This is a genomic window from [Haemophilus] ducreyi (assembly GCF_900109315.1).
GTDB classification, from domain to species: domain Bacteria; phylum Pseudomonadota; class Gammaproteobacteria; order Enterobacterales; family Pasteurellaceae; genus Haemophilus_B; species Haemophilus_B ducreyi.
The window spans coordinates 142,175-168,100 of record NZ_FOJC01000002.1; the positions used below are offsets into that span (position 1 = coordinate 142,175).

The following is a 25,926-nucleotide window of genomic DNA, read 5'->3' on the forward strand; positions in this document are numbered from 1 at the left end:
AGAACGTTAAATGTCTTTAGGATTTGTAACTGCGGCATATATTATTGCTGCTCTTCTTTTTATTATGAGCTTAGCAGGGCTTTCTAAGCATGAAACTGCTAAAGCAGGTTGTTGGTATGGCATTTCCGGAATGGCGATTGCCTTATTCGCAACAATTTTGGGTCCACAATCTTATGGCACTATTTGGATCCTCGTTGCTATGGCGATAGGGGGATATATTGGTATCCAGAAAGCCTTAAAAGTAGAAATGACAGCAATGCCAGAGTTAGTGGCAATTTTACATAGTTTTGTTGGTTTAGCGGCAGTATTAGTTGGCTTCAATAGTTATGGTTTACATAATGATCCGTTAATACCGTCGAATTTAGATGCGGTAGCACGAGCTAATTTCATCGTAAAGCAACAAACCTTAGCTACTATTCATTATATTGAGGTATTTTTAGGTATTTTCATTGGTGCGGTTACTTCTTCTGGCTCATTGATTGCATTTGGTAAATTAAGCGGTAATTTATTTGGATGTAAAGTATCCTCTGTTGCATTAAATTTACCTAATAAACACAAGCTCAATTTAGCAGCATTAATTATTTCCGGCTTATTAATGATGGTGTTTTTGAATAACCCGCTAAATATTTTCCCAGTGTTAATTATGACGATTATTGCACTTGCGCTTGGTTGGCATTTAGTTGCATCGATTGGTGGAGCGGATATGCCTGTTGTTGTTTCTATGTTGAATTCATATTCAGGATGGGCAGCTGCGGCGGCAGGTTTTATGTTAAGTAATGATTTGCTTATCGTAACTGGTGCGTTAGTTGGTTCATCTGGTGCAATTCTTTCTTATATTATGTGTAAGGCGATGAATCGTTCATTTATTAGTGTTATTGCCGGTGGTTTTGGGAATGAAATGAAAGCTGATTCAGCAGCAGAACAAGCACAAGGCGAACACCGTGAAACAACGGTAGACGATGTGGCAGAAATGTTGAAAAACGCACATTCTGTGATTATCACTCCCGGTTATGGAATGGCGGTTGCGCAGGCCCAGTATCCGGTCGCGGAAATCACCGCTAAATTACGTGAAAAAGGCATTAATGTTCGTTTTGGTATTCATCCAGTCGCGGGGCGATTACCAGGTCATATGAATGTATTGTTGGCGGAAGCGAAAGTGCCTTATGATATTGTTTTAGAAATGGATGAAATCAATGATGATTTTGAAAATACAGATGTTGTGTTGGTCATTGGTGCTAATGATACAGTGAACCCAGCTGCGTTAGATGATCCATCAAGCCCAATCGCAGGAATGCCTGTGCTAGAAGTTTGGAAAGCCCAAAATGTTGTGGTATTTAAACGTTCTATGGCAGTGGGTTATGCTGGAGTACAAAATCCATTATTCTTTAAGGAAAATACCCAAATGTTATTTGGTGATGCTAAAGAACGTGTAGATGATATTTTACGAGCATTAAATTAGCATTATTAATGAGTAAAGCGGTCTGATTATTGAAATATGATGTAAATCAAGTAGATAATTAGATCGCCTATGAATGAAAAAAGCCTTAATTTAAGGCTTTTTATGTTGATTAACGGAAAGATTTATTTATCTTCATTGATACGACTTGAAATCGCACTTTGTTGATTTTTATATTTTGCATCTTTACGCGCGTTATAAGGCTTAGCTGCAGATCCACTCAATACTTCAAAGCTTAATGCACCAATCACCATATTAGGACGCAGGGCTAATGGTAGTTTACCGGCGTTAAAGAATTCTAATACAATTTTGCCGTGCCAACCTGGATCAATGCGATGAGCGGTAACATGTACCATTAATCCTAGGCGAGCCAATGAAGAACGTCCATCTAGCCAACCAACAATATTATCCGGTAATTTCACTGACTCTAGGGTAGTGGCCAAGGCTAACTCACCTGGATGAAGGAAAAAAGCTTCACCTTCTGCTAAAATAATTTCATCACTCATGATTTTTTCAAGTTGTGCGCTGACTTGTTCACGAGGTCCACTTAAATCAATATAAGGTGTGGCGTGCTCACGAAAAACACGGAATGAATTTCCTAGTCGCACATCAACGGTCGCACCAAAAATTTTATCATTAGTTGGGCGAGGGCTAATGTTAATGAGATCTTGATCTAAATAATGCTCAATATCGGTATCACATAGACGCATAATGTATCCTATTTTTTTGATAATAATTGTTTGATTTGGGCTTTTAATATATCGATCGCAATTCGGTTTTTACCGCCTTTGGGTATAATGATATCGGCATATTGTTTAGATGGCTCAATAAATTCTAAAAACATTGGGCGGACAGTTTTTCGGTATTGCGATATGACCGAATCCATTGAACGACCACGTTCAATTAAATCACGCTGTAAACGGCGAATGGAACAAATATCTAATGGCGCGTCAACAAAGATTGAAACATTAATTTCATTGCGGATTGTTTCATGCATTAACAATAAAATGCCTTCTAAAATAATAATTTTTTTTGGTTCAAAATGCTTACTAGATGTTTTTCGATTGTGCTTAGCATAATCATATTCAGGAATTTGAATGGGCTTTCCTTGTTTTAGTTGGCGAAGGTGTTCAACTAATAGATAGTGATCCATTGAATCGGGATGATCGTAATTCGTTTGCTCACGTTCATCCATCGTTAAATGCGTTTGATCTTTATAATAAGCATCTTCAGAAATAATATCGATATCATTGGAATCTAATTCTTCTTTCAGTTCTTTATAAATGGTAGAAGCAATAAGGCTTTTACCTGAAGCAGAAGCACCTACAATAGCAATAACGATACAAGCTTGATTTTCAATGGTCTCTGGCATAGAAGTTCCTAGTGTCAGCGTATAAATGAGTGAAAAAATAGCCTATCATACCGTATTTTTGTAAGTTTTTAGCTATAATTGACCGCTAATTTAGCATACAGAAAACTAATAGTGGCAATCCTAGTAATTTTCCATTGGGTTTATAAAATAAAAAACGTCCAAATTATTTGTCTGAACGTTTTTTATTTAGATTGAATTATAAATAGAATTTTTCAATGAAATTTAATTTGCTGTCTAGTTTTAAGACTAATGGTTGACCTGTTGGAATCTCAAAGTACATAATTTCAGCATCAGAAATCCCGATAATATGTTTGGCAAGTGCGCGTAATGAATTACCGTGGGCCGTTACTAAAACGCGTTTGCCAGATAATAATGCGGGGGCAATTTGATCTTCCCAAAATGGCAGAACACGTTCTAAAGTGACTTTTAAATTCTCACCATTCGGCACAACTTCTTTGGGTAGGTGCGCATAACGGCGATCATTATGGGCTGAATTTGGATCTGATGGTGCTAATAGTGGTGGTAGGGTATCATAAGAACGGCGCCAAATATGTACTTGTTCATCTCCATATTTTTCTGCCGTGGCTTTTTTATCTAAGCCTTGTAATTCACCATAATGACGTTCATTTAAACGCCAATGTTTCACCTGTGGAATCCATAATTGATTAGATTCTTCTAATACAATATTACACGTTTTGATTGCACGAGTCAGTACGGAAGTGAATGCGATATCAAATTCATATCCTGCAGCTAATAGTTTTTGCCCTGCTGCTTTTGCTTCTTCAACGCCACGGTCGGTTAGATTTACATCGCGCCAACCAGTAAATAAGTTTTTCGCATTCCATTCACTCAATCCGTGACGAATAAATACTAATTCCATAAACACTCCTTTGTGTTAATATTGATTTTAAAATGGTATATTTATAACAAAAATCAATATACTTTGAAATAGTTATATTATTTCTTTTTATAAAAGCAACAGAAAAGCTGATTTTCCTCAAAGATTTGATTAAAATAGCAATTTTAATAATAGTTTATGGATGATTGGTGTAGGTAATATTCTTGTGAAAGTGTTTTTTTGTTTTTCTCCAATTGTGGTGCTTATTATGGTTATTCAGTCCGTTAATGCTACGGAACTTTTGAATATTCAGCAAAAAATTCAACAGCAAGAAACTAAAATTAATGATCAACGCCAAAAAAGAGATACATTACAAGTGAGCTTAAAAAGCCAAGAAGTTGAAATGGGTAAGATCATTGAGCAACTTAAAGAGACTGAAATGTCTTTAAAAGAGATACAAGATGCTATTAAGCGAACAGAGCAAGATATTCGTCAATTAGAAAGACAAGAAAAAGCCCAGCAAGAGCAGCTAAAGAAGCAATTAGATTCAGCTTATCGCTCAGGTATCCAATCTTCAGTGTTAGCTAGATTGCTTTCTGATCAGGCAAAAGAAGCAGAGAGAATGATGGCTTATTATGGGTATCTTAATCAAGTGCGGATTGATATTATTCATCAATTACGTCATACACAAGAAACGCTTAAAACACGGCGAACTGAATTAAAACAGCAACAAAAAGAACAACAGGCGCAATTAACTATACAAAAAAAACAAGAAAAAACACTAAAAAAAGTACAAATAGAACGGGAAACTACCTTGCATTCGCTAGATAAAACATTAGCACAGGAGCAAAGCCGTTTAGATGCATTGAAAAATAATGAAATTGCGTTACGAGCTCAGTTAGCCAAGGCGATGGAAGAGGCTAAACGAAAAGATAAATTACAACAAGCACAATTAGAGCAAACACGAAAACAAAAAGAACAACAGCAAGAAACAGAAAAAAAATCAACAGCGAAAGTAGTAGAACAGCCTAAAATACCTGAGAAATTGACTAAAACGGCACAAGGTTTAGGTATACCAAATAAACAATTTAATATGCCTGTCGTTGGTAAAGTTATCAATAGGTTTGGTACCACTCAAATGGGAGAGTTAACTTGGCGAGGAACAGTGATTGAGGCTAACCAAGGCTCACCAGTACACGCGATTGCAGGAGGGCGTGTGGTTTTAGCAGATTGGTTACAAGGGTATGGACAAGTTGTGGTTATTGATCATGGTAAAGATGATATGTCCTTATATGGTTATAATCAATCTTTAATGGTACGTAAAGGCGATGTTGTTGCACTAGGACAAAAAATTGCTTTGGTTGGCAATACCGGTGGTCAAAATCGGTCAGCGCTTTATTTTGAAATTCGCCGTAAAGGCAATCCAAAAAATCCGATGGGATGGGTGAAATAAAATGCAGAATTTATTAAAAAGTAAGCAGTCTATTATTCGATTATTTTGGCAAATTCTATGCTTTTTGATACCGCTTTTTTCATTTTCACTACAAGCAGAGGTGAAGTCGGCTAAATCAATTATGCCCGTTAAATTAGCAATTGTGATTGATGATATTGGCTATCGAACTAAAGAAGATAGTGCTATTTATGCATTACCAAAAGAAGTCAGTGTTGCCATTATTCCTAACGCACCTTATGCGACTGAACGTGCTAAAAAAGCGTTCTTACAAAAACGAGATATATTAATTCACTTACCCATGCAGCCTAAAGATAAATCTAAACCTATTGAAGCGGACGTATTAATGGTGAATGATAGTCAAGATGAGATTAATCAATTAATTCGTACTGCGCGTAGGTAAGTGCCTTATGCAATTGGCTTGAACAACCATATGGGGAGTAGCGCGACCGCTGATCGGCTAACAATGACCAATTTAATGCAGGTATTATTAAAAGAACAACTCTTTTTTTTAGACAGTAAAACAGGCCCTAGTGTAGCAGCGAAGATAGCACGTCAATTGGGTATAAGAACGTTAGAACGCCATTTATTTTTAGATAATAGTGACAATTTAGCTGATATTACCGCACAATTTAATACCGCTATTGATTACGCACGCAAGCACGGTAATGTAATTATAATTGGCCACCCTCGTAAAAATAGCATTGAAGTATTACAGAAAAGGTTAGCCTCTTTGCCTAAAGATATTCAATTAGTTGGCTTAGGCTCATTATGGCGTGATGAAAAAGTGACGTCACCAAAACCATTTATTATGTACTTTGAAAATAGAGCAGCTTTAACATCGGTAGCACCATTTAAATCCGTTGCTGTGCTTAGAGGATTACCCAAAGACTAACTTTTTACTTTTAGGAAAAATACTGTGAATTTTAATTTCCGTTTTTTTATAACAGGCTGTTTTTTAACATGTTCGCAAATTATTTTTGCTGAACAATTAGCGACTACATCACAACAAGAGATACTTGCCGAACGTCCTCAATTAACAGCTAAAATAGCTGTTGATTTAGATGTTAAAGGGATTAAAGAAAAAGATGAAGATGCTTGGCAAAATGTACAAATTTATTTGGCACAAATTAATAATGAATACGCAGATGGTTCGGAACGTTATCAATATTTAGTCCAAACAACAGTCGATAAGGCATTACGTGCTAAAGGATATTACAACTCACAATATCAATTTGTAAAAACAGTAAGCGCAGAGCAAAAGCCTTTATTGACACTTAATGTGCAATTAGATAATCAAAAAGTAAAAATTGATGAAGTAGATATTCAGCTTCAAGGCGATGCTAATACAGATGAAGATTTTGTTGAACTGAAAAAGACCGCACCTAATCAAGGTGATAGTTTAGCACATAATGCTTATGATGATTTTAAAAGCCATATTGAAGGTTTAGCCTTTAAAAAAGGGTATTTTGATGGACAATGGTTATATCACCGCTTAGAAGTATATCCACAAAACCATTCAGTTAATTGGCGTTTAGCTTATGACAGTGGCAAGCGTTATCGCTATGGCGAAATTAACTTCATTGATAACCAAATAAAAGAAGAATATTTAACTAATATTTTAAAAATTGCACCACAACAATATTATTATGCAAGTGATCTATCATTGATGACTGCTGATTATTTATCAAGTAATTGGTTTTCTTCGGTATTAGTTGAACCAAAATTAAATGAAAAAGCAAAACTTGTTGATTTAAAAATATTTTTTCAACCTAAAAAGAAAAATAAAGTTGAGATTGGCGCTGGGTTTGCCACGCAATTAGGTACCCGCTTGCAATTAAATTGGAAAAAACCATGGTTGAATGAACGAGGGCATAGCATTGATTCTCGTACTTACCTTTCATTGCCAGAGCAAACGCTAGAGTTAGGTTATAATGTTCCATTGCGACAAAATCCATTACATTATTATTATCAATTCTCTGGCTCACTAGAACATCAGAATCAGCAAGATACAAAATCAATAGCGGGTTCATTTGGTTTACAACGTTTTTGGACACACGAAACGGGATGGTCATTCTCTGCGGGCGTTAAGTCGCGTTATGATTCCTTTACACAGGCAAATGATAAGCATAAAACATTACTCGTTTATCCAACAGCAGCGTTAAATCGTACCCAAACTGATGGAAACCGTTTTCCTCTTTGGGGGGATAGTCAAAGAATAACAGTGAATTGGGGCGCAAAAATATTTGGCTCAGATGTAAGCTTTTACAGTTGGAAAGCGTCAAGCACTTGGATTCGAACTTATTTAGATCGTCACAGGTTATTTTTACGTGGAGAGGTGGGGCAAGTTCATACTAAAGATTTTCATCAGATCCCGCCAACATTACGCTATTTTGCTGGCGGCGATATGAGCATTAGAGGCTTTGCTTATAAAAGCATTTCACCTAAAGAACCTAAAAGTGGTAAGTTAATAGGCGGTTCACACTTAGTGACGACTACGGCGGAATATCAATATCGTATTTACCCAGATTGGTGGGCTGCCATTTTTTATGATACCGGTTTAGTATCAGATAAATTTGATCATCGTGCATTACATTCTGGTGCTGGCGTTGGCGTGCGTTGGGTTTCACCAATTGGTGCTATTAAATTTGATATTGCAACACCTGTTAAATCACCTAATAACAAACGTGGGGTACAATTTTATATTGGCTTAGGTTCAGAATTATAATTACTCAGTCTTATTATGCATAAACAACCAAATACACATCAGACGGAACATTTTGCTGACTCTTCTGCGCCAGCAAAATCGACTTCAAAAAATAAATGGCGATGGTTTCGTCGTGCCTGTTGCTTATTATTAGCCTTATTGTTTCTTCTTTTACTATTTTTATTTACAGCTAAAGGGCAACAAACTGCTTTTCGATTAGTAGATAGATGGCTAGAACCATTAACTATTGGCAAAGTAGAAGGCAGTATCCAACAAGGGTTAACTTTATCAGATACTCAATTTGTTATGGAGGGAGTAAATGTTAATGTTGGGCAAGCGACCTTACATATAGGTTTTGAATGTTTAATCTATCGTCGAGCCTGTGTGGAAAATATTGCACTGAAAGATGCTCACGTTACAATTGATAGCACTAAACTTCCGCCCTCGAAAAAAGTAGAAAGTAAGCCATTTACTGAATTGAATATTCCGTTAGAGATTGCATTAAAAAAACTATCGTTGGATAACATTCACGTTAAAATTGATGATATGGATATTCAGTTAGATTCTTTCTCGTCAGGAATCACGGGAAAAGGACGTGTACTTAACTTATCACCCACTCAGCTGACAGGTTTACAACTTTCGTTAGCACCCGTAGCGCAGTTAGATCAACAAGCGGTTGAAAAAGCAGACAATCTTGCAAAAAATAGCGTAAATCAGCCCGCACATTCAATAGATTGGTCTGCTATTAAGCAACAGTTAACCAGCCCATTATTGTCAAAACAATCACCCATTAGTTTACCTTTAGACGTAATTATTCCGCAATTTGAAGGGAAAAATATTCTTATTCAGCAAAAAGTTAGAGATCAAGCCGGAGAAGTCAATAATGTTAAATCGTTGGTGCATATTGATTCACTACAATTACGCGCAAATGTAGATCAACAAGCGATTAGATTAGAAGATTTTAGCTTAGTAAGTGATCAAGGTCATTTACTCTCGAAGGGATCGTTAATGTTAGCTAACGACTATCCGTTAAACTTACATGTAATGGCTAATTTGGCGGAGCAAAGATCGATTAACTTGCCGGCGAGTGAATTAACAACAACATTAAGCGGTTCATTATTGGCTACGACACATTTAACCATGCAAACCAGTGGCGTAGCGAATATGAAGCTAGTAAGTGATGTGCAATTGGCTGAGCCAAAAACGCCTTTAAAAGTCAGTTTAAATAGCTATGCAATTCATTATCCTTTATTCAGTAATACGTTTGAACAGCCACTTAAGATTCAGGCAGCAGATATACAGTTAAATGGCGATTTACTTGATTATCAATTAGATACGCAGATCAGTGTTGCTGGCATGGGAATGCCAAAAAGTCAATTAGCGCTCAAAGGACAAGGGCAAATCACACAATTTAATATTGAAGAACTACGGCTAGACGCTTTGGAGGGTAATGCCAAATTAGGCGGTAATGTTGATTGGTCTGACGGTGTCAAATGGAATGCAGATTTAAGACTAGCAGGAGTCAATACTCAAACGTTATTACCAAATTGGCCAGCAAATTTATCGGGAATGTTACAGTCAAAAGGTTATGCAGCACGTGGTGCAGAGAACGATTGGCAATTGGACTTTCCACAATTGGATATAAAGGGACAATTATTCAATAAAGATCTACATTTACAAGGTGATTTGAAATCCAGTAGTCAAACTTTGCTTGATATTGCCAACGCTAGTTTGATTTATGGTGACAATAATATTGTGATGAAAGGGCAATTAGGCAAACAATCTGACTTTTTTGCAGATATTAACGCCCCTAATTTGCAAGGGTTAATTCCAAAGTTATTAGCGAATATTAATGGATATGTGAAATTAACCGGTGATATTAGTGCGCCTAATCTCGATCTTGATCTCGATGCCAAGAAGCTTAGTTATAATGATATACAATTGAAGCATTTAACTGCAAAAGGACAGCTCACTACAGAAAAAAGGGTGCAAGGTAAGTTAATCCTTGGAATGGATCAGTTTTCTTATGACAAGATCAATATTAAACAAGCGGACTTAATCGTGGAAGGAAATGAAGATCAGCATAGTTTAAGATTGGTGGCTAAAGGCCAGCCTGTAGGCGCAGATTTAAAACTGAAAGGTAAATTTGATCGTGCTCATCCAGTTTGGACAGGGCAGATTGATCAGTTAGCATTTGATAGCAAAGAATTTGGTACGCTTAAAACGCAAGAAGCGGTCAAATTAAATTATGATCATCAAAAAATCAATACAACGATTGCAGCACACTGTTGGCGGAATCGACAATTTCAGCTGTGTTTTCCACGATCATTTAATGCCGGAGTAGAAGGGCAATTACCTTTTGAGCTTAAACAGCTTAATTTAGCAATATTACAACCTTTATTAGCGAAACAGAGTCAAATTGCGGGTATTGTTAATGCAAAAGGTGAGGTAGCCTGGGGCAAACATAAGTTACCACAACTGAATGTTCAATTAGATTCCCATTTGCTTCAATTTACACAAAAATTGGAGGAAGGTAAAACGCTACCATTAATACTTTCACCGGTCAGTATTAACGTGAATTTAGCAGACGACAATTTGAAATTACAAACGGCGATGGGGACTCAAGATAATGGCAATCTGAAAGCGGATTTATCTATGTTAGAAATTGCAGCTAATCGTAAATTATCGGGTAATATTGATATTAATCAGCTCAGTTTGAAACTAATTCAGCCTTTATTAAATGCCGGAGAAAAAATGGATGGCAAAATTAATGGTCATTTAAGTTTAGCGGGTAATGTTAGCTCGCCTCTATTGAATGGTTCGCTTAACTTAAGTGCTTTGCAAGCCAAAGCAAATGCAATGCCATTTAATGTAACCGCAGGGCAGTTAGATCTTGCTTTCCACGGTGCTACGTCAACATTAACAGGTAAAATTCGTACTGTAGATAGTGAATTAGAACTAACGGGTAATGCCGATTGGTGCCATTTAGATGCATGGAGAACGCAATTACAAGCTAAGGCGCACCGCTTCCGTTTGGATATGCCAAATTTAGCTAAAGTCGAGTTTAGTCCAGATATTGAAGTGGTTGCTACACCAAAATCGCTGAACTTAAGTGGTCAGATTGATATTCCATCGGCGCGAATTCAAGTGGAAAAATTGCCTGAAAGTGCGGTTAGTGTAAGCAATGATGAAATTATTATGGGCCAGTCGGTGAAGAAAATTGGTCGATTAGCTAAACAGCCTATTCCGCAACAAACTGAAAATGGAACGCTGATTAACGCTAATATTAACATTAATATTGGTAATGACGTTTATTTAAATGCGTATGGTCTAAAAAGTTATTTAGGTGGCACTATTGCTGTCCGTCAAGGTAAACAAGGGCTTGGTTTGTATGGCCAAGTGCATATGAAAAAAGGCCGCTATGCGTCATTTGGTCAAGATTTACTCATTCGCCGTGGTGTGATTAATTTTGCAGGCCTACCTTCTCAGTCAACTTTAAACATTGAGGCGATTCGTAATCCTGATGCAATGGATGATCCTGATATCGTTGCAGGCGTGAAAATTAATGGTTTAGCGGATGCCCCAGAAGTAAAAGTCTTTTCAGAACCAGCACTTTCGCAAAATGAAGCACTTTCTTATATTTTAACTGGGCGTTCATTAGAAAACAGCGGTGATTCAGCTAAAGGCAATGCAATGGCGATGGCATTATTAAACTTAAGTTTAGCGAAAAGTAGTAAAACAGTCGGCAAAATTGGCAGTGCTTTTGGATTGAATGATTTAACGGTAACCACAGCGGGTATTGGCGATAAGACTAAAGTCGAAGTGAGTGCCAGTTTAACCCCCAAATTCCGCGTTAAATATAGTATTGGTATTTTCGCGGCATTAACTGAATTGACTTTACGTTATAATCTTACGCCTAAACTTTATCTACAATGGGTATCCAGCGTAAATCAGGCGGTTGATTTAATGTATCGCTTTGAATTTGACTAACTATTCAATTTTGGCAGAAGGAGCGGTCAGTTTTGCAAATATTTTGTTAAGGCTGACCGCGTTTGTTTACCATTTTGTTACTCATATTTATAAATGGCGTGCTAAAATTACAAAGCATATCTCTTTAATTTAGTAATAAGATGTAAAAAATGGAAAGACAACGGCAAAGGCATTTACAAAAGTGGCTAAGAACACAGCAAAAAAGCATTAGCAAATGGCTGTATTTAAATGTATTGTTTGGTAGTGCAAGCGCGGCCTTAATGATTGCACAGATGGCACTCTTGGCGACCATACTACATAATATAATTATTGAAAAACAACCGTCCTATTTGTTGTTAACTGAATTAGCTTTATTATTAGGTTGTTTTTTAGGGCGCTCGTTATTGGCGTTACTGCGTGAACGTATTGGCTTTAAAGCGGGGCAACAATTACGTCAGCACTTACGCACACAAATTATTGCTAAACTCTCAGCGATTGGACCTATTGCTATTCAACAAAGACCGGCAGGTAGTTGGGCTGCATTAATGTTAGAGCAAGTTGAGAATCTACATAATTTTTATGCGCGATATTTGCCACAACAATTTTTATCGCTTATTGTACCGCTAGTTATTTTAGCGGTGGTTTTTCCCATTAATTGGGCGGCAGGTTGTATTTTATTGATCACCTTGCCTTTATTGCCTTTATTTATGGCGTTAGTCGGTTTGAAAGCGGTAGAAGTGAATCAACGTAATATTGGCATTCTTTCTCGCTTAAGCGGTCAATTTTTAGATAAATTGAAAGGTCTGGAAACTATTCGACTATTTGGCCAAACAGAACAGCAAGTGGAACAGATTCATCAAAATACGGAAGCATTCAGACTTAGTACGATGGATGTGCTAAAAATGGCTTTTTTGTCTTCTGCGGTGTTAGAATTTTTTACGGCGATTTCAATCGCGCTGATGGCGGTTTATTTTGGCGTTAGTTATTTAGGAGAACTTCATTTTGGCGGTTATAAGCTAGAAATTAGCTTATTTATTGGCTTTTTTTGTTTAATGTTGGCGCCTGAATTTTATCAGCCATTGCGCGAATTAGGCGTTTTTTATCATGATAAAGCCGCCGCATTAGGCGCGGCAGATAATATTGAAGCCTTTTTAAATAATAACGAGATATTTATCCATTTTGCAGGTTCAACGCAAAAAGATTTGGTAAACAGTCCGCTTACCATTGAGGCTAAAGAATGTGTCATTCTTTCGTTAGAGGGTAAACCGTTGACTAAGTCATTGAATTTTATGATTCGTCCATATCAACAGATCGCATTAGTAGGGCCAAGTGGGGCGGGTAAAAGCTCATTAATGAATATGTTGCTGGGTTTTTTAGCTTATCAAGGCTCAGTCAAGGTTAATGGTATCGAATTACGTGACTTAAATTTAGCGCAATATCGAGCGAAATTAGCTTGGGTAGGCCAAAATCCACAACTCATTAAAGGTTCGTTACGAGAGAATATTTTACTTGGCCAGCAACATATTAGTGAACCTGCATTCAAACAAGCGCTTGCTTTATCTAAAGTAGATGAATTTGTTGATCGGTTAGGTTTAGATTATCAAGTACAAGATGCAAACGGAGGTCTTTCTGGTGGACAAGCACAACGCATTGCAATTGCACGTGCGTTATTACGCCATTATGAATTGCTATTATTAGATGAACCCACAGCAAGTTTAGATTTGCAATCAGAACAGCAGGTCTTAAAGGCATTACAGAACTTGAAAGGCAAACAAACTACATTAATGATTACTCACCGTATTGAAGATCTTAAACACTGTGATGAAATTTGGTTGATGAAAGCGGGCGATTTAACGATTGATCGTCCGCATTCAAGCATAGACCATTATGAATGGCTAACACAAAATTGATCTACGATACTTAATTTTTGAATGATAAATTACCTATTATGAAATCACTTTTTCCTTTTTTCGCGCTTTATCGTACCCATTGGGGGCTTTTGTTATTGGGGATTGTGCTAGCCATTACCAGTTTGGCAGCAAGTATCGGCTTGTTAAGTTTATCGGGTTGGTTTCTATCAGCTTCTTTTTTGGCAGGTTCTTCCTTCATTTTCAATTTCTTTTATCCTTCTTCTGGTGTTCGAGGATTAGCGATTAGTCGCACAGTTTCACGCTATTTTGAGCGGTTAGTGACGCATAATGCGACTTTTCGTGTGCTAGCAAATTTACGTGTGGCAGTATTTCGTAAATTAATACCGCTTAGCCCGGCTAAATTAAATCATTTTCGCCATAGTGAGCTATTAAATCGATTAGTGGCAGATGTTGATACGTTAGACACCTTATATCTTAATCTCTTGTCTCCTTTTGTCAGTGCGATCATGGTCATTGCTTTTATGGCTATTGGCTTGTCATTTATTTCGCCTTTATTAGTTTGGCTGATTTGTGGTAATTTATTGGCGCTATTAATGCTATTTCCTTGGTTATTTTATCGTTTGGGGCGTAAATCTGGCGCAAGAGCTATTCAAGCGCGGGCAGCATATCGCAGTCAATTTATTGAATGGGTGCAAATGAATGCCGAATTTTTACTTTTTGGTAGCCTATCACAAGCAACCGTCAAATTAGCACAAACTGAAAGTGCGTGGTTTAAGGCACAAAGTAAAGAAAGCCAATTAACCGGTTTATCAAATGGTTTATTGATTCTGTCAAATGGTTTGTTGTTATGTGTGGTGCTTTATCTAGTTTCAACCGCTATCACGGTAACAAATGTTGATTATCCAGAAGCATTGATTGCTTTAGTGGTATTTTGTGTGATGGCATCAATGGAAATTTTGATGCCGATAGGCCTCGCATTTTTACATTTAGGGCAAGTTATTGTTGCGGCAGAACGTTTGAATGAAATTACTGAACAACAGCCATTGGTTAAATTTGATGGCCAGGAAAAATGGCAAATAACAGTTGAAAATCAACCGCTTATTCGCTTTGAGAACGTCTGTTTTCGCTATCCTGCACAAGCAGACAATGCATTAAATCAGCTTTCTTTTGAAGTATTAAAAGGGCAATTTGTCGCAATTGTTGGCAAAACAGGCAGTGGTAAAACCACTATTTTTCATTTATTAAATCGTCATTACGAGGCTAATCAAGGGGTAATTTGGTTAAATCAACATAAAATCAATGCCTTTGCAGAACAAACTTTGCGTCAAAATATGGTTACCTTGAGTCAACGAGTGCATATTTTCAATGGTTCATTGCGTGATAATTTATTGATTGGCGATCCACAGGCGACAGATAACGCATTACTTACCGTGTTACAGCAAGTTGGCTTGAGTTATTTGATCGACGATCACGGTTTAGCCTTATGGCTGGGTGAAGGTGGACGCCCACTTTCTGGTGGAGAACAACGGCGTTTAGGTTTAGCAAGAGTGTTGCTTAGTCACGCAGAAATTGTGTTACTTGATGAACCCACAGAAGGTTTAGATCGTGTTACGGAACAGCAAATTCTTGCGCTAATTTTACAGCATTGTACGGGCAGGACATTATTAATGATTACGCACCGCGTATTTGGATTAGATCAATTTGATGTGGTGTATCGTTTAGATCATGGAAAATTAATTAATACAGAATAGCCTATGTTTCTGAGGGGTTAAGCTATTTAAGGATAAATTTTTGCTTGAGCATTCAAAACAAAGCGAATAAGTGCTATATTCATAGCTAATTTTTTATGTTATTTTTTGATTAATTATGGCGACTGATTACCAAGACATTACTATTGCCTTTGCCGGCATCTGCCAAGCGGCTACTTTAGTGCAACAATTTGCGAATAAAGGTGTCGCGGATCGCGCTGTGTTTAGTTCAACAATAAAAAGTTTATTGGTTACTCAACCGCAGTCGACCTTAGCGGTTTATGATGGCAATATCGCCCATTTAACAATGGGATTAGCCACTGTGCAAGCACAAATGGGCGGTGGTAATGGTAAATTAGATACAGAAATTGGCCGCTATTGGATTAATATCTTAGCCTTAAGTCAGAAATTAAATAAAGATCCCGTGGCAAAATCGCAACTAATCCAGCGCCTAAAGCAAATTGAACGCCAATTATCTTTATATGGTAATGACATAATGGCCGATCAAATAATTGCTAATTTAGCGGCTATTTATAGTGAAATTATTAGCCCATTAGGTTCAAAAATTCAGGTTCTTGGTTTACAGGACTATTTGGTTAGACCCGATATTCAGCACAAAGTCCGTGCAAGTTTATTAGCCGGTGTTCGAGCGGGTATTTTATGGCAGCAAGTTGGTGGTAGTCGCTGGCAATTTTTGTTTTCTCGTAAAAAGATTTTTAATCAAGCAAAACTATTTTATAAGGATTTTGAGCTATCTTCTGATTAGCAGATGCTCATTTCAACATTTATCTATTTTTGGAGAAAATAATGGAAGTTACTGCTTTAACAGCATTATCGCCGATTGATGGTCGTTACCAAGATAAAACAAATGCACTTCGCACAATTTTTAGTGAATTTGGCTTACTCAAATTTCGAGTAACTGTGGAAGTGCGTTGGTTACAAAAATTGGCATCACATCCACAAATTAGCGAAGTTTCAGTTTTGTCGCAAAAAGCAAACGATTACTTAGATCAAATTGTGGCAAACTTTTCCATTGATGATGCTAAGCACATAAAAATGATTGAGCGTGAAACTAATCACGATGTAAAAGCAGTTGAATATTTTTTGAAAGAAAAATGTAATGCATTAGCTGAATTACAAGCGATTAATGAATTTATTCATTTTGCTTGTACCTCAGAAGATATTAATAACACTTCTCACGCATTAATGTTAAAAATGGCACGTGAAGAAGTATTATTACCAGAATGGCAAAAATTGATTGATGCAATTGTTGAGCTTGCTAAACGTTATCAACATATTCCACTACTGTCTCGTACACACGGTCAACCTGCGAGCCCGACCACTATTGGTAAAGAAATGGCGAATGTGGCTTATCGTTTGCGCCGTCAATATAAACAATTACAAAATTTAGATATTTTAGCTAAAATTAATGGCGCCGTTGGAAACTATAATGCACATTTATCAGCTTATCCAGAAATTGATTGGCATACCTTTAGTCAACAATTTGTTGAATCTTTAGGAGTTAATTGGAATCCATATACCACACAAATTGAACCACACGATTATATTGCAGAGTTTTTTGATTGTGTAGCACGTTTTAATACGATTATGATTGATTTTGATCGTGATATGTGGGGCTATATTGCGTTAAATCATTTTAAACAGCGTACTGTTGCTGGAGAGATTGGATCATCAACAATGCCTCATAAAGTGAATCCGATTGACTTTGAAAATTCAGAAGGTAACTTGGGTTTAGCTAATGCCGTGATGGCGCATTTAGGACAAAAATTGCCAGTTTCACGTTGGCAACGTGATTTAACTGATTCTACAGTATTACGTAATCTTGGTGTTGGTTTAGGCTATTGCTTAATTGCCTATTCAGCCACTTTAAAAGGCATCAGCAAATTAGAAGTGAATGAACAGCATTTACAAGATGAATTAAATCAAAATTGGGAAGTGTTAGCTGAACCCATTCAGACTGTGATGCGTCGCTATGGTATTGAAAAACCATATGAAAAACTTAAAGAATTAACACGTGGTAAATGTGTAAATGAAGCCGTTATACGGCAGTTTATTGATACGCTCGCCATTCCAGAAAGTGAAAAAGCACGTTTAAAAGAAATGAGCCCGGCTACTTATATTGGATATGCGATTGAGCTTGTAGATAAGTTATAATATTTGCTAAAAATGACCGCTTGTTTTTGCTACAAGCGGTCATTTTGCTTATATTTTTACTCAAAAGATGAATAAAATGAAACAATCGATTCGACATAATAAAATTATAGAATTAGTTAACCAGCTTGGCTATGTTAGTACGGAAGAACTTGTGGCACAATTGGCGGTGAGTTCACAAACTATCCGACGTGATTTAAATGAATTGGCAGAAAAAAATTTATTACGCCGTCATCATGGCGGAGCGGGAATGCCGTCGAATAATGAAAATAGTGATTATAGCGAGCGCAAAAAATTTTTTTCCGCACAAAAGAATATAATTGCTCAGCAAGTGGCAAAAATGATTCCTAATGGTTCATCACTTTTTTTAGATATTGGCACCACTTCTGAAGCGGTCGCTTATGCACTATTATCACATCAGCATCTTAGAATTGTGACTAACAATCTAAATGCAGCACATATCTTAATGCAAAAAGATGATTTTCAAATTACTATTGCAGGTGGTGATCTGCGGGCAGATGGTGGTATTATTGGTGAAGCAACGGTTAATTTTATTAGTGAATTTCGTTTAGATTTTGGTATTCTTGGCATCAGTGCCATTGATGAAGATGGTTCAATGCTTGATTATGATTACCACGAAGTACGAGTGAAAAGAGCGTTAATGCAAAGTTCACGTCAAGTTATCTTGGTTACTGATCACTCAAAATTTAATCGACGTGCAATTGTACGTTTAGGCAACATCAGTGAAGTAAATTATCTATTTACAGATTTGCCATTACCGTTAGAATTACAGCAATATTTAGCACCTACAAACGTTACTCTTTATATTTGTAATAATTAATGATAACTTTTTTTCAACGACATGGCTATAAAGATAAATGGTTGGCATACATGCAGTTAATGCGTTTTGATAAGCCAATTGGGACTCTATTACTTCTTCACCCAACATTATGGGCATTATTTGCTGCAGCAGGCGGTATCCCGTCTAGTTCAATATTAATTATTTTTATACTAGGCGTGATTGTCATGCGTGCAGCAGGTTGTGTGATTAATGATTATGCAGATCGCCATATAGATGGCAAAGTTAAACGAACCTCACAACGGCCATTGGCAACAGGTCGTGTAACCACTGTTGAAGCTAAAGTGTTATTTTTTGTACTGTTAATCATTGCATTTTTATTGGATTTATCACTCAATCAATACGCATTTTTGCTTTCATTTGTTGCCGTGGCATTAGCGGTTATTTATCCGTTTATGAAACGTTTTACGCACTTGCCTCAAGTCGTACTTGGTATGGCTTTTGGCTGGGCGATTCCTATGGCATATGGTGCAGTGATTGAAGATTTGCCGTTAACATGTTGGTTATTATTTTTAGCTAATATTTTATGGACAGTTGCTTACGATACGCAGTATGCAATGGTTGATCGTGATGATGATTTACGTATTGGAGTTAAATCAACCGCTATTTTATTCGCACAATACGACAATAAAATTATTGCGCTATTACAATTTTTGTCACTCATTTTATTTATTCTGTTTGGGTGGTTAAGTGAATATCACATTGGTTATTTTATTGTATTAGCCTTAACTTCAACTTTATTTATTTATCAATGTTGGTTAACAAAACAACGGGTTAGAGAGCAATGTTTTAAAGCATTCTTAAATAATAATTACTTTGGTTTCGGCATTTTCATCGCGATTCTAGTGGGCATTTATGGTTTTTAAGTTGTTATAGATGAATACTATAAATTGATCATTAAACGGTTAATCAATTAAAAGCAATTGTGGCAATAGCCTCAATGTAACGGCTTTATTTGTAAAGGAAGCGCTAAGCGGTAGAATTTTTGCGAATAAAAGCATTTTGTTCAAATTCATTTCATATTTCATTTCATTTTAATAAGCGCTTGAATATTGCAAAGATTCTGCAAAATTCTAGCCAAAATAGCGCGCTTGTTTTTTAATACTTTTCCACATTTTTCTGCTATAATCTTGCTAATTTTTGGCTTTGGCAAACGGTTAAAGCCTTTTTCAATTTGATAGATTATAGGAATAACGAATGTCTGAACAAAATCAAACAAATAGTTATGATTCTTCGAGTATTAAAGTCTTACGGGGCTTAGATGCGGTGCGTAAACGTCCGGGAATGTATATCGGCGATACTGATGATGGCACGGGGTTACATCATATGGTGTTTGAAGTGGTGGATAATGCCATTGATGAAGCATTAGCAGGCCATTGTCAAGATATTATTGTTACCATTCATTCAGATAATTCTATTTCTGTACAAGATGATGGACGTGGTATCCCAGTTGGTATTCATCCTGAAGAAGGCGTTTCTGCGGCAGAAGTAATTATGACCGTCTTACACGCAGGCGGTAAATTTGATGATAATTCATATAAAGTCTCCGGTGGTTTACACGGCGTGGGCGTTTCGGTTGTTAATGCGCTGTCATCAAAATTACAATTAACAATTCGCCGAGAAGGGCATGTACACGAACAATTTTATAGTTTAGGCGAGCCTGATGCGCCTTTAACAATTATTGGTAATACAGATAAAACAGGCACCAGTGTACGCTTTTGGCCTAGTTTAGCGATTTTTAAAAATAAAACTGAATTTGAATATAAAATTTTATCTAAAAGACTGCGTGAGTTATCATTTTTAAACTCAGGTGTTTCGATAAAATTAATTGATGAACGCGAAGGTAAAGAAGAGCACTTTAAATATGAAGGTGGTATTAAAGCCTATGTTGAATATTTAAATGAAGGCAAAACGCATATTCATAACACTCCTTTTTACCTTGCTACAGAGAAAGACGGCATCGGTGTAGAAGTTTCGTTACAATGGAATGATAGCTATAACGAAAATGTTTATTGCTTCACGAATAATATTCCACAACGTGATGGTGGTACCCATTTAGCGGGTTTTCGTGGTGCTTTAACACGCGCTTTAAAAAATTATATGGATAATAGTGGTGTCGTTAAAAAGGTAGACGCTAATATTGATGCTTCAGGTGATGATGCGCGTGAAGGGCTTGTTGCGGTGATTTCCGTTAAAGTACCCGATCCAAAGTTTTCTTCACAAACAAAGGATAAGCTTGTTTCATCTGAAGTGAGAGGGGCGGTTGAAAGCTCAATGAATGAAGCATTAGCAGAATATTTAGCTGAAAACCCAGATGATGCAAAAAATATTGTCACAAAAATTATTGATGCTGCGCGTGCAAGAGAAGCCGCGCGTAAAGCACGTGAGATGACACGTCGTAAAGGTGCACTAGATTTAGGTGGTTTGCCAGGGAAATTAGCGGATTGTCAGGAAAAAGATCCAGCCTTGTCTGAATTATATTTAGTGGAGGGAGATTCTGCGGGGGGATCCGCTAAACAAGGTCGTGATCGTAAAAATCAAGCTATTTTACCCTTGAAAGGTAAGATTCTAAATGTAGAAAAAGCACGTTTCGATAAAATGCTTTCATCGCAAGAAGTGGCAACTTTAATTACTGCGTTAGGTGCAGGAATTGGGCGAGATGATTACAATATTGAAAAGTTACGTTATCACAAAATTATTATTATGACCGATGCGGATGTTGACGGTGCGCATATTCGTACGTTACTGCTGACGTTCTTCTATCGTCAAATGCCGGAATTGATAGAAAACGGTTATGTTTACATTGCTCAACCGCCTTTGTATAAAGTGAAAAAAGGTAAGCAAGAGCGTTATATCCAAGATAATGATGAAATGTTGCAGTATGAAATTGATATTGCGCTAGAAGGAGCCGGATTATATGTCAGTGAAGGCGCTCCAGCATTAAGCGGTTTAGCTTTAGAAAAGCTAATCAGTCAATATAATGGCGTGCAGAAATTATTTGAACGTTTAGTTCGTCGTTATCCAATGACGATATTAAATGAATTGATTTACAGTACAGCCCTCTCAGTTGAATTAGCCAAAGAACAGCTAAAAATAACCGCTTGGACGGAACAATTAGTCAACACACTTAATACAAAAGAAGTGAATGGCAGTAGCTATCAAGCCAGTGTTTCTTTTAATAGTGAACGGCAAATATACGAGCCACAAATTGTGGTAACAACACATGGTATGGATACGACTTATCGTATTGATTTTAATTTTATCACCAGCAATGAATATGGCCTTATTGTGAAATTAGGTGAGCAATTAAATAATTTATTAGCTGATTCAGCTTATGTTGTGCGAGGTGAGCGTCGTCAAGCGGTATCAACTTTTGCAGAAGCATTAGATTGGTTAGTGAAAGAATCTCGTAAAGGTTTAACCATTCAACGTTATAAAGGATTAGGTGAAATGAATCCAGAACAGTTATGGGAAACAACTATGGATCCCGTTGCCCGTAAAATGTTGCAAGTAAATATTAGTGATGCGATTGCAGCGGATAAATTGTTTAGTACGCTAATGGGCGATGAAGTTGAACCACGCCGTGATTTCATTGAAAGCAATGCATTATATGCTAATTTAGATATTTAATTTTTGCTACTAACAAAAAAAGCCCTAAATAAAGGGCTTTTTTTGTTGGTAAGAATGGTTAATTTTTTAATAAATTAAATCGCTTATTGTGCTTGTTTCGTCTTACGGGCTTTATACCATTTAATGCACACATAAATGGCGAGTAATCCTAAACCAGCAAAAATAATATGTTGTCCATTTTTAACTTGTTCATGTAACCAATTGATATTTTGTGCACCATAATCGCCTAAATATACCCAAATAGGCACAGAAATAATAGCGGCTGAAAAATCCACTAATAAGAAACGCGTAAAACTCACACGGCGAGTAATACCCGAAACTAAATAGACGACGGCCCGCAAACCGGGTAAAAAACGAGCAATAAAGAGTAAGCGGTTACCTTGTTTTTCAAATCGCTCTTGTACCTGTTTATAACGTTCTTCAGTAATAATGTTACGAATGAGCGGGAATTGACGGATTTTTTCACCATAAATGCGCCCAAGCCAATACATCGTGCTATCGCCGACTAATACACCAAACATACTGACAACAAGTATCCAATGCACATTAGTATAGCCCAGCCCTGAAATCACACCGCCAGAAACAAGCGTAATATCTTCAGGAATCGGAATACCAAATCCACAAGCTAATAACACTAAAAAGACAGCCCAATAGCCATAGCTACTAAAAAAGCCGATTAAAAATTCCATTTTTATTCCTCTGATTTATTTAAATTACGAACCGAATGACGCAACACTAATTCTGGATGAAATTCAATAGTGTGTGGTTGATATTCTTTATGACCTAGCTTAATTCGCTCTAATAATAAATTAAGCGCTTTAACACCCAAACGAGATTTAGATTGGTGTATTGTCGTGAGTGGTGGAGAAAAAAAGCGTGATGAATGGGTATTGTCGTAGCCAATAATTGAAATATCTTGAGGTACGGCAATTCCTTTTTCACTGAGTGCAGATAATACACCTAATGCAATAGTATCACTAAAACAGAAAATAGCGGTGGGTAGTTTATCTAAACGGAGCAAATTATTCATCTGTTCGAAGCCACTTTCTGGTTCAAAATCGCCTTCTAAGATCCATTCTTCCCTAATCGGTAAGTTTGCTTCTTTCATTGCTTTGATAAAACCTTCAAGACGTTCACTGCAAATGGTTTTAGTTAAATAGCCAGAAATTACGCCGATATCTTTATGGCCATTATCAATTAAATGGCGTGTCGCTAAATAAGCACCATTAAAACTGTTATCAATAATGCGGTCGTTTTTTTCGTGAGCTTTGCCCCAATCCATTACCACCATAGGAATATTGGTGGCATTAAATAATTCTAATGAGTTTCGGGTATATTCAGAACACATAACTAATATGCCATCAACGCGTTTTTTGATTAGCATATCTAAATGGTTTTGAATCTTTTCTGGTTCATTTTGTGTGTTACATAAGAAGAGAGAGTAGCCTTGTTGATAGCAATGTTCTTCTACCGCCAACACAATTTCTGCAAAATAGGGCGCTTCACTTGTAGTAATAATCATACCAATTGATTTGGTTGTGTTTATTTTTAAACTACGCGCAACAGCACTTGGTGAGTAATTTAATTTCTGAACAGCATTCCAAACAGTTTTGCTGGTTTCTTCTGCTACAAAGCGGGTTTTATTAATTACGTGGGAAACCGTAGTGGTTGAGACTCCCGCTAATTTAGCAACATCTTTAATTGTGGCCATAATCCTTTCTCTTAAAGTAAATTATTCTAATATTATAACGAAAATTTATTTAGATAGATCAAAAATACTAGACGAAAATTTAAAAATTATAAAAATATAAAGTTGAACTCAATGAGTGTTAGTGCTAATGTTTAGTTGAAAGAAAAGAATAAAACATAATGATGTTATATTTTATAAATAGAAAAATTTATGGAGATTTTAATAAGAATAGAAAATTTTTGATGGGCCCGAGTTCGGACTTCGAACTGACACGCTTTAAAGGCGGCGGATTTTGAATCAAGTGCCTAGGAATATTTTGCTCCTAAATTTATTGAATGGAATCATATAGGAATGGTTATTTGATTAGCGCAATTCAGCAAAAGGAATTATTCAATCTATTTTCTCAAATTATTTCACATACAAATAAAGGGCAATTGCTCTTTGAGAGAGCGCATTATAAAAGCAAAAAATTAGCAGGAGAGAAAAAAGAAGTGGTTGAATTTATCAAAATGGTTACCAGAAAAAATGCCATTTAAACGGTGTTTAAACGGCATTTAAAGCAAGATTAATTTAATGCTTTTTGCGGTTTTCAGGCAATAACATAATCGCAACAAGGTATAAAGATGCAATTGCAAAGTAGAATTGCATTGAGTGTTCCCATGTCATTAGATCTAGCACTAAGCTCCATATTAAGTTGAATAAGGTATAGAAAGTATATGCGAACGCCCAAATTAAACTAATCATAATGGTTACTCGCTGTGGTGAGCTGTTTGGTAACTCATGCGGTAAATTCAGGAGGATTGGATATTGAATAAACATAATACAACCTGAAATAAACATTAAGGCATAAGCAAATATTGCAGAATCTTTTGCAAATAGGAATGCTGCACCCATCGTTATAATCATACCAATAACTGCGCTAATTAATACTGGACGAACTGGAAAGGTTAAGCGCATACGTAACATGATTAATGTACCTAAAATACCGCCACCACTAATTGACAGTAACATAACGCTACTATCCATATTAGGTACGTGTTTTGGTAAGATTGAAGGCATAGTGGTTAAGGACATCACGTATAAGAATAAGAAGCCACCGAAGCCCATTGCGATTTTCCATACAAATGGGTCACGCAATGCCGTTTTATAGTCATAGGAATCTTCTGTTTCACTGTTGTTTTTAGTGTCGAAGTCTTTCGCTTTCCATAGCCACAATAAACCCGCAATGATCGCTAAGCCTGCTAATACGCTTAAAGTTACACGCCAGTCCGCACGTAATGCATCAGACCATAGGGCGAACATTACGGCTACTAAAAATGCGCCAATATTATAAGAGGCTGTGACCAATGCGTTGTACGCTAGTTTACGGTGTGGTGCAACGAATTTAGCCATAATTGGATTCATATATACCATGATCATCGAACCACCGAGCGCCATGATCATACGCGCTGCCGTGTATAACCAATAGTTTGGCATCCAGACCGCCACCATCGCGAAGCTGAGTAAGCCAAGTGCTAAGATAGCTGCTTTACGTACGCCTAAACGCAGGAGGAAGCTTGCTGCTAAAAAGTTAGCAAAAATACGTGCAATCGTAATGGTGTAGTTGATCACTTGTCCCATTACCGAAGAGACGTGCCCATCAAAATAAGTATCTAAAATTTCATGGCCTAATGTTGAACCACCGACCCAGCTCGCCGCAAACATGATGTAAGCGAAGATCAAAATAAATAACATGCTGATACCAGTCTTTTGATTGATTTCTTGGTTTGTTAAGGTCATTTGTTAATCCTCTAAGTCCTTAGTTTTCAGAGAAGGTGAGTATAACATAAACATAACATAAAACAGCAAATATGATTACCAAACGTAACAATAAATAATCTTAAAAGTTACATAATTGCAACAAAATCAAGCAAATAAACATTTTTATTAAGCAATAACATATAATTTATATGCGACAAGCGATTAAAAAATCATCGCTATGTTCATAACAGTGATCAGGAAATTATGTGAAAATTCTACCTTACTAGATTTAAATCTTTATTTTTACTCACTATCTAAGAGCAGCAGATAAACGAAATAAGTTAAGGAATATATTAGTTTAGGTTATTACATAAAGGACTGGAACGGGAGAGTAATAATTATAAATGGTGATCCATCAGTAGCT

At 36.7% G+C, this 25,926-nt stretch carries 18 protein-coding genes and 1 pseudogene; 13 read left to right on the forward strand and 6 right to left on the reverse strand.

Features of this window, described 5'->3' with window-relative positions:
• Nucleotides 1-10 precede the first annotated feature (10 nt).
• Complete coding sequence (gene pntB, locus BMX01_RS01915; protein ID WP_064082825.1) at nt 11-1,459, forward strand: Re/Si-specific NAD(P)(+) transhydrogenase subunit beta; 1,449 nt, start codon at nt 11-13, stop codon at nt 1,457-1,459.
• A gap of 122 nt (nt 1,460-1,581) precedes the next feature.
• On the opposite strand, the gene dcd is transcribed toward pntB, so the two are convergent.
• The 3 genes from dcd to BMX01_RS01930 form a co-directional block, all read right to left on the reverse strand.
• Entirely contained in the window at nt 1,582-2,166 is a 585-nt protein-coding gene (dcd, locus tag BMX01_RS01920; protein ID WP_064082826.1) for a dCTP deaminase, read from the reverse strand.
• An 8-nt stretch (nt 2,167-2,174) separates the two neighbouring features.
• The gene (gene udk / locus BMX01_RS01925) at nt 2,175-2,828 is read right to left on the reverse strand and encodes a uridine kinase (RefSeq protein WP_064082827.1); all 654 of its coding nucleotides are present in this window, start codon (nt 2,826-2,828) and stop codon (nt 2,175-2,177) included.
• Nucleotides 2,829-3,024: 196 nt separating this feature from the next.
• A complete protein-coding gene (locus BMX01_RS01930; protein WP_064082828.1) occupies nt 3,025-3,708 on the reverse strand; it encodes a 2,3-diphosphoglycerate-dependent phosphoglycerate mutase in 684 nt (227 codons plus the stop codon).
• Between the two features lie 226 nt (nt 3,709-3,934).
• On the opposite strand from BMX01_RS01930, the gene envC reads away from it, so the two are divergent.
• The 11 genes and pseudogenes from envC to gyrB all read left to right on the forward strand — a co-directional run bounded on the left by envC (nt 3,935) and on the right by gyrB (nt 22,072).
• Nucleotides 3,935-5,119, forward strand: a complete 1,185-nt coding sequence (envC, locus tag BMX01_RS01935; RefSeq protein ID WP_231098739.1) for a murein hydrolase activator EnvC — start codon at nt 3,935-3,937, stop codon at nt 5,117-5,119.
• A 1-nt stretch (nt 5,120) separates the two neighbouring features.
• A pseudogene (locus BMX01_RS01940) lies at nt 5,121-6,011 on the forward strand (divergent polysaccharide deacetylase family protein).
• A 120-nt stretch (nt 6,012-6,131) separates the two neighbouring features.
• Nucleotides 6,132-7,844, forward strand: coding sequence for an autotransporter assembly complex protein TamA (tamA, locus tag BMX01_RS01945; protein WP_232008227.1), 1,713 nt, complete (start codon nt 6,132-6,134; stop codon nt 7,842-7,844).
• A gap of 15 nt (nt 7,845-7,859) precedes the next feature.
• Entirely contained in the window at nt 7,860-11,813 is a 3,954-nt protein-coding gene (gene tamB / locus BMX01_RS01950) for an autotransporter assembly complex protein TamB (RefSeq protein WP_064082830.1), read from the forward strand.
• 149 nt (nt 11,814-11,962) lie between these two features.
• Complete coding sequence (cydD, locus tag BMX01_RS01955; RefSeq protein ID WP_064082831.1) at nt 11,963-13,702, forward strand: heme ABC transporter permease/ATP-binding protein CydD; 1,740 nt, start codon at nt 11,963-11,965, stop codon at nt 13,700-13,702.
• A 38-nt stretch (nt 13,703-13,740) separates the two neighbouring features.
• Complete coding sequence (gene cydC, locus BMX01_RS01960) at nt 13,741-15,414, forward strand: heme ABC transporter ATP-binding protein/permease CydC (protein WP_064083048.1); 1,674 nt, start codon at nt 13,741-13,743, stop codon at nt 15,412-15,414.
• 115 nt (nt 15,415-15,529) lie between these two features.
• The gene (gene hflD / locus BMX01_RS01965) at nt 15,530-16,177 is read left to right on the forward strand and encodes a high frequency lysogenization protein HflD (protein ID WP_064082832.1); all 648 of its coding nucleotides are present in this window, start codon (nt 15,530-15,532) and stop codon (nt 16,175-16,177) included.
• Nucleotides 16,178-16,218: 41 nt separating this feature from the next.
• Complete coding sequence (purB, locus tag BMX01_RS01970) at nt 16,219-17,586, forward strand: adenylosuccinate lyase (RefSeq protein ID WP_064082833.1); 1,368 nt, start codon at nt 16,219-16,221, stop codon at nt 17,584-17,586.
• A gap of 76 nt (nt 17,587-17,662) precedes the next feature.
• On the forward strand, nt 17,663-18,424 hold the full coding sequence (locus BMX01_RS01975; protein WP_064082834.1) for a DeoR/GlpR family transcriptional regulator: 762 nt from the start codon (nt 17,663-17,665) through the stop codon (nt 18,422-18,424).
• Nucleotides 18,424-19,308, forward strand: coding sequence for a 4-hydroxybenzoate octaprenyltransferase (gene ubiA, locus BMX01_RS01980; protein ID WP_064082835.1), 885 nt, complete (start codon nt 18,424-18,426; stop codon nt 19,306-19,308). The genes BMX01_RS01975 and ubiA overlap by 1 nt, the downstream gene beginning before the upstream one ends.
• 331 nt (nt 19,309-19,639) lie before the next feature.
• Nucleotides 19,640-22,072, forward strand: a complete 2,433-nt coding sequence (gene gyrB, locus BMX01_RS01985; RefSeq protein ID WP_074647656.1) for a DNA topoisomerase (ATP-hydrolyzing) subunit B — start codon at nt 19,640-19,642, stop codon at nt 22,070-22,072.
• 83 nt (nt 22,073-22,155) lie between these two features.
• On the opposite strand, the gene BMX01_RS01990 is transcribed toward gyrB, so the two are convergent.
• The gene (locus BMX01_RS01990) at nt 22,156-22,761 is read right to left on the reverse strand and encodes a DedA family protein (RefSeq protein ID WP_064082837.1); all 606 of its coding nucleotides are present in this window, start codon (nt 22,759-22,761) and stop codon (nt 22,156-22,158) included.
• Between the two features lie 2 nt (nt 22,762-22,763).
• Nucleotides 22,764-23,783 carry an HTH-type transcriptional repressor PurR gene (gene purR / locus BMX01_RS01995; RefSeq protein ID WP_010945447.1) on the reverse strand — a complete coding sequence of 340 codons (1,020 nt, stop codon included), beginning with the start codon at nt 23,781-23,783 and terminating at the stop codon, nt 22,764-22,766.
• Nucleotides 23,784-24,121: 338 nt separating this feature from the next.
• Between purR and BMX01_RS07810 the strand changes: the two genes are divergently transcribed.
• On the forward strand, nt 24,122-24,298 hold the full coding sequence (locus tag BMX01_RS07810; RefSeq protein WP_155727093.1) for a hypothetical protein: 177 nt from the start codon (nt 24,122-24,124) through the stop codon (nt 24,296-24,298).
• A gap of 34 nt (nt 24,299-24,332) precedes the next feature.
• Here BMX01_RS07810 and BMX01_RS02000 read toward each other — a convergent pair whose 3' ends face one another.
• The gene (locus BMX01_RS02000; protein WP_074647659.1) at nt 24,333-25,541 is read right to left on the reverse strand and encodes an MFS transporter; all 1,209 of its coding nucleotides are present in this window, start codon (nt 25,539-25,541) and stop codon (nt 24,333-24,335) included.
• Nucleotides 25,542-25,926: the final 385 nt, after the last annotated feature.

What these genes read in the sequence shown, in the direction of transcription:
- envC (WP_231098739.1), top strand. Translation starts at nt 3,935, where the DNA reads ATGGTTATTCAGTCCGTTAATGCTACGGAACTTTTGAATATTCAGCAA.
- cydC (WP_064083048.1), top strand. Translation starts at nt 13,741, where the DNA reads ATGAAATCACTTTTTCCTTTTTTCGCGCTTTATCGTACCCATTGGGGG.
- BMX01_RS01930 (WP_064082828.1), bottom strand. Translation starts at nt 3,708, where the DNA reads ATGGAATTAGTATTTATTCGTCACGGATTGAGTGAATGGAATGCGAAA.
- dcd (WP_064082826.1), bottom strand. Translation starts at nt 2,166, where the DNA reads ATGCGTCTATGTGATACCGATATTGAGCATTATTTAGATCAAGATCTC.
- BMX01_RS01990 (WP_064082837.1), bottom strand. Translation starts at nt 22,761, where the DNA reads ATGGAATTTTTAATCGGCTTTTTTAGTAGCTATGGCTATTGGGCTGTC.
- BMX01_RS01975 (WP_064082834.1), top strand. Translation starts at nt 17,663, where the DNA reads ATGAAACAATCGATTCGACATAATAAAATTATAGAATTAGTTAACCAG.
- gyrB (WP_074647656.1), top strand. Translation starts at nt 19,640, where the DNA reads ATGTCTGAACAAAATCAAACAAATAGTTATGATTCTTCGAGTATTAAA.
- cydD (WP_064082831.1), top strand. Translation starts at nt 11,963, where the DNA reads ATGGAAAGACAACGGCAAAGGCATTTACAAAAGTGGCTAAGAACACAG.
- tamB (WP_064082830.1), top strand. Translation starts at nt 7,860, where the DNA reads ATGCATAAACAACCAAATACACATCAGACGGAACATTTTGCTGACTCT.
- pntB (WP_064082825.1), top strand. Translation starts at nt 11, where the DNA reads ATGTCTTTAGGATTTGTAACTGCGGCATATATTATTGCTGCTCTTCTT.
- purR (WP_010945447.1), bottom strand. Translation starts at nt 23,783, where the DNA reads ATGGCCACAATTAAAGATGTTGCTAAATTAGCGGGAGTCTCAACCACT.
- hflD (WP_064082832.1), top strand. Translation starts at nt 15,530, where the DNA reads ATGGCGACTGATTACCAAGACATTACTATTGCCTTTGCCGGCATCTGC.
- udk (WP_064082827.1), bottom strand. Translation starts at nt 2,828, where the DNA reads ATGCCAGAGACCATTGAAAATCAAGCTTGTATCGTTATTGCTATTGTA.
- purB (WP_064082833.1), top strand. Translation starts at nt 16,219, where the DNA reads ATGGAAGTTACTGCTTTAACAGCATTATCGCCGATTGATGGTCGTTAC.
- BMX01_RS02000 (WP_074647659.1), bottom strand. Translation starts at nt 25,541, where the DNA reads ATGACCTTAACAAACCAAGAAATCAATCAAAAGACTGGTATCAGCATG.
- ubiA (WP_064082835.1), top strand. Translation starts at nt 18,424, where the DNA reads ATGATAACTTTTTTTCAACGACATGGCTATAAAGATAAATGGTTGGCA.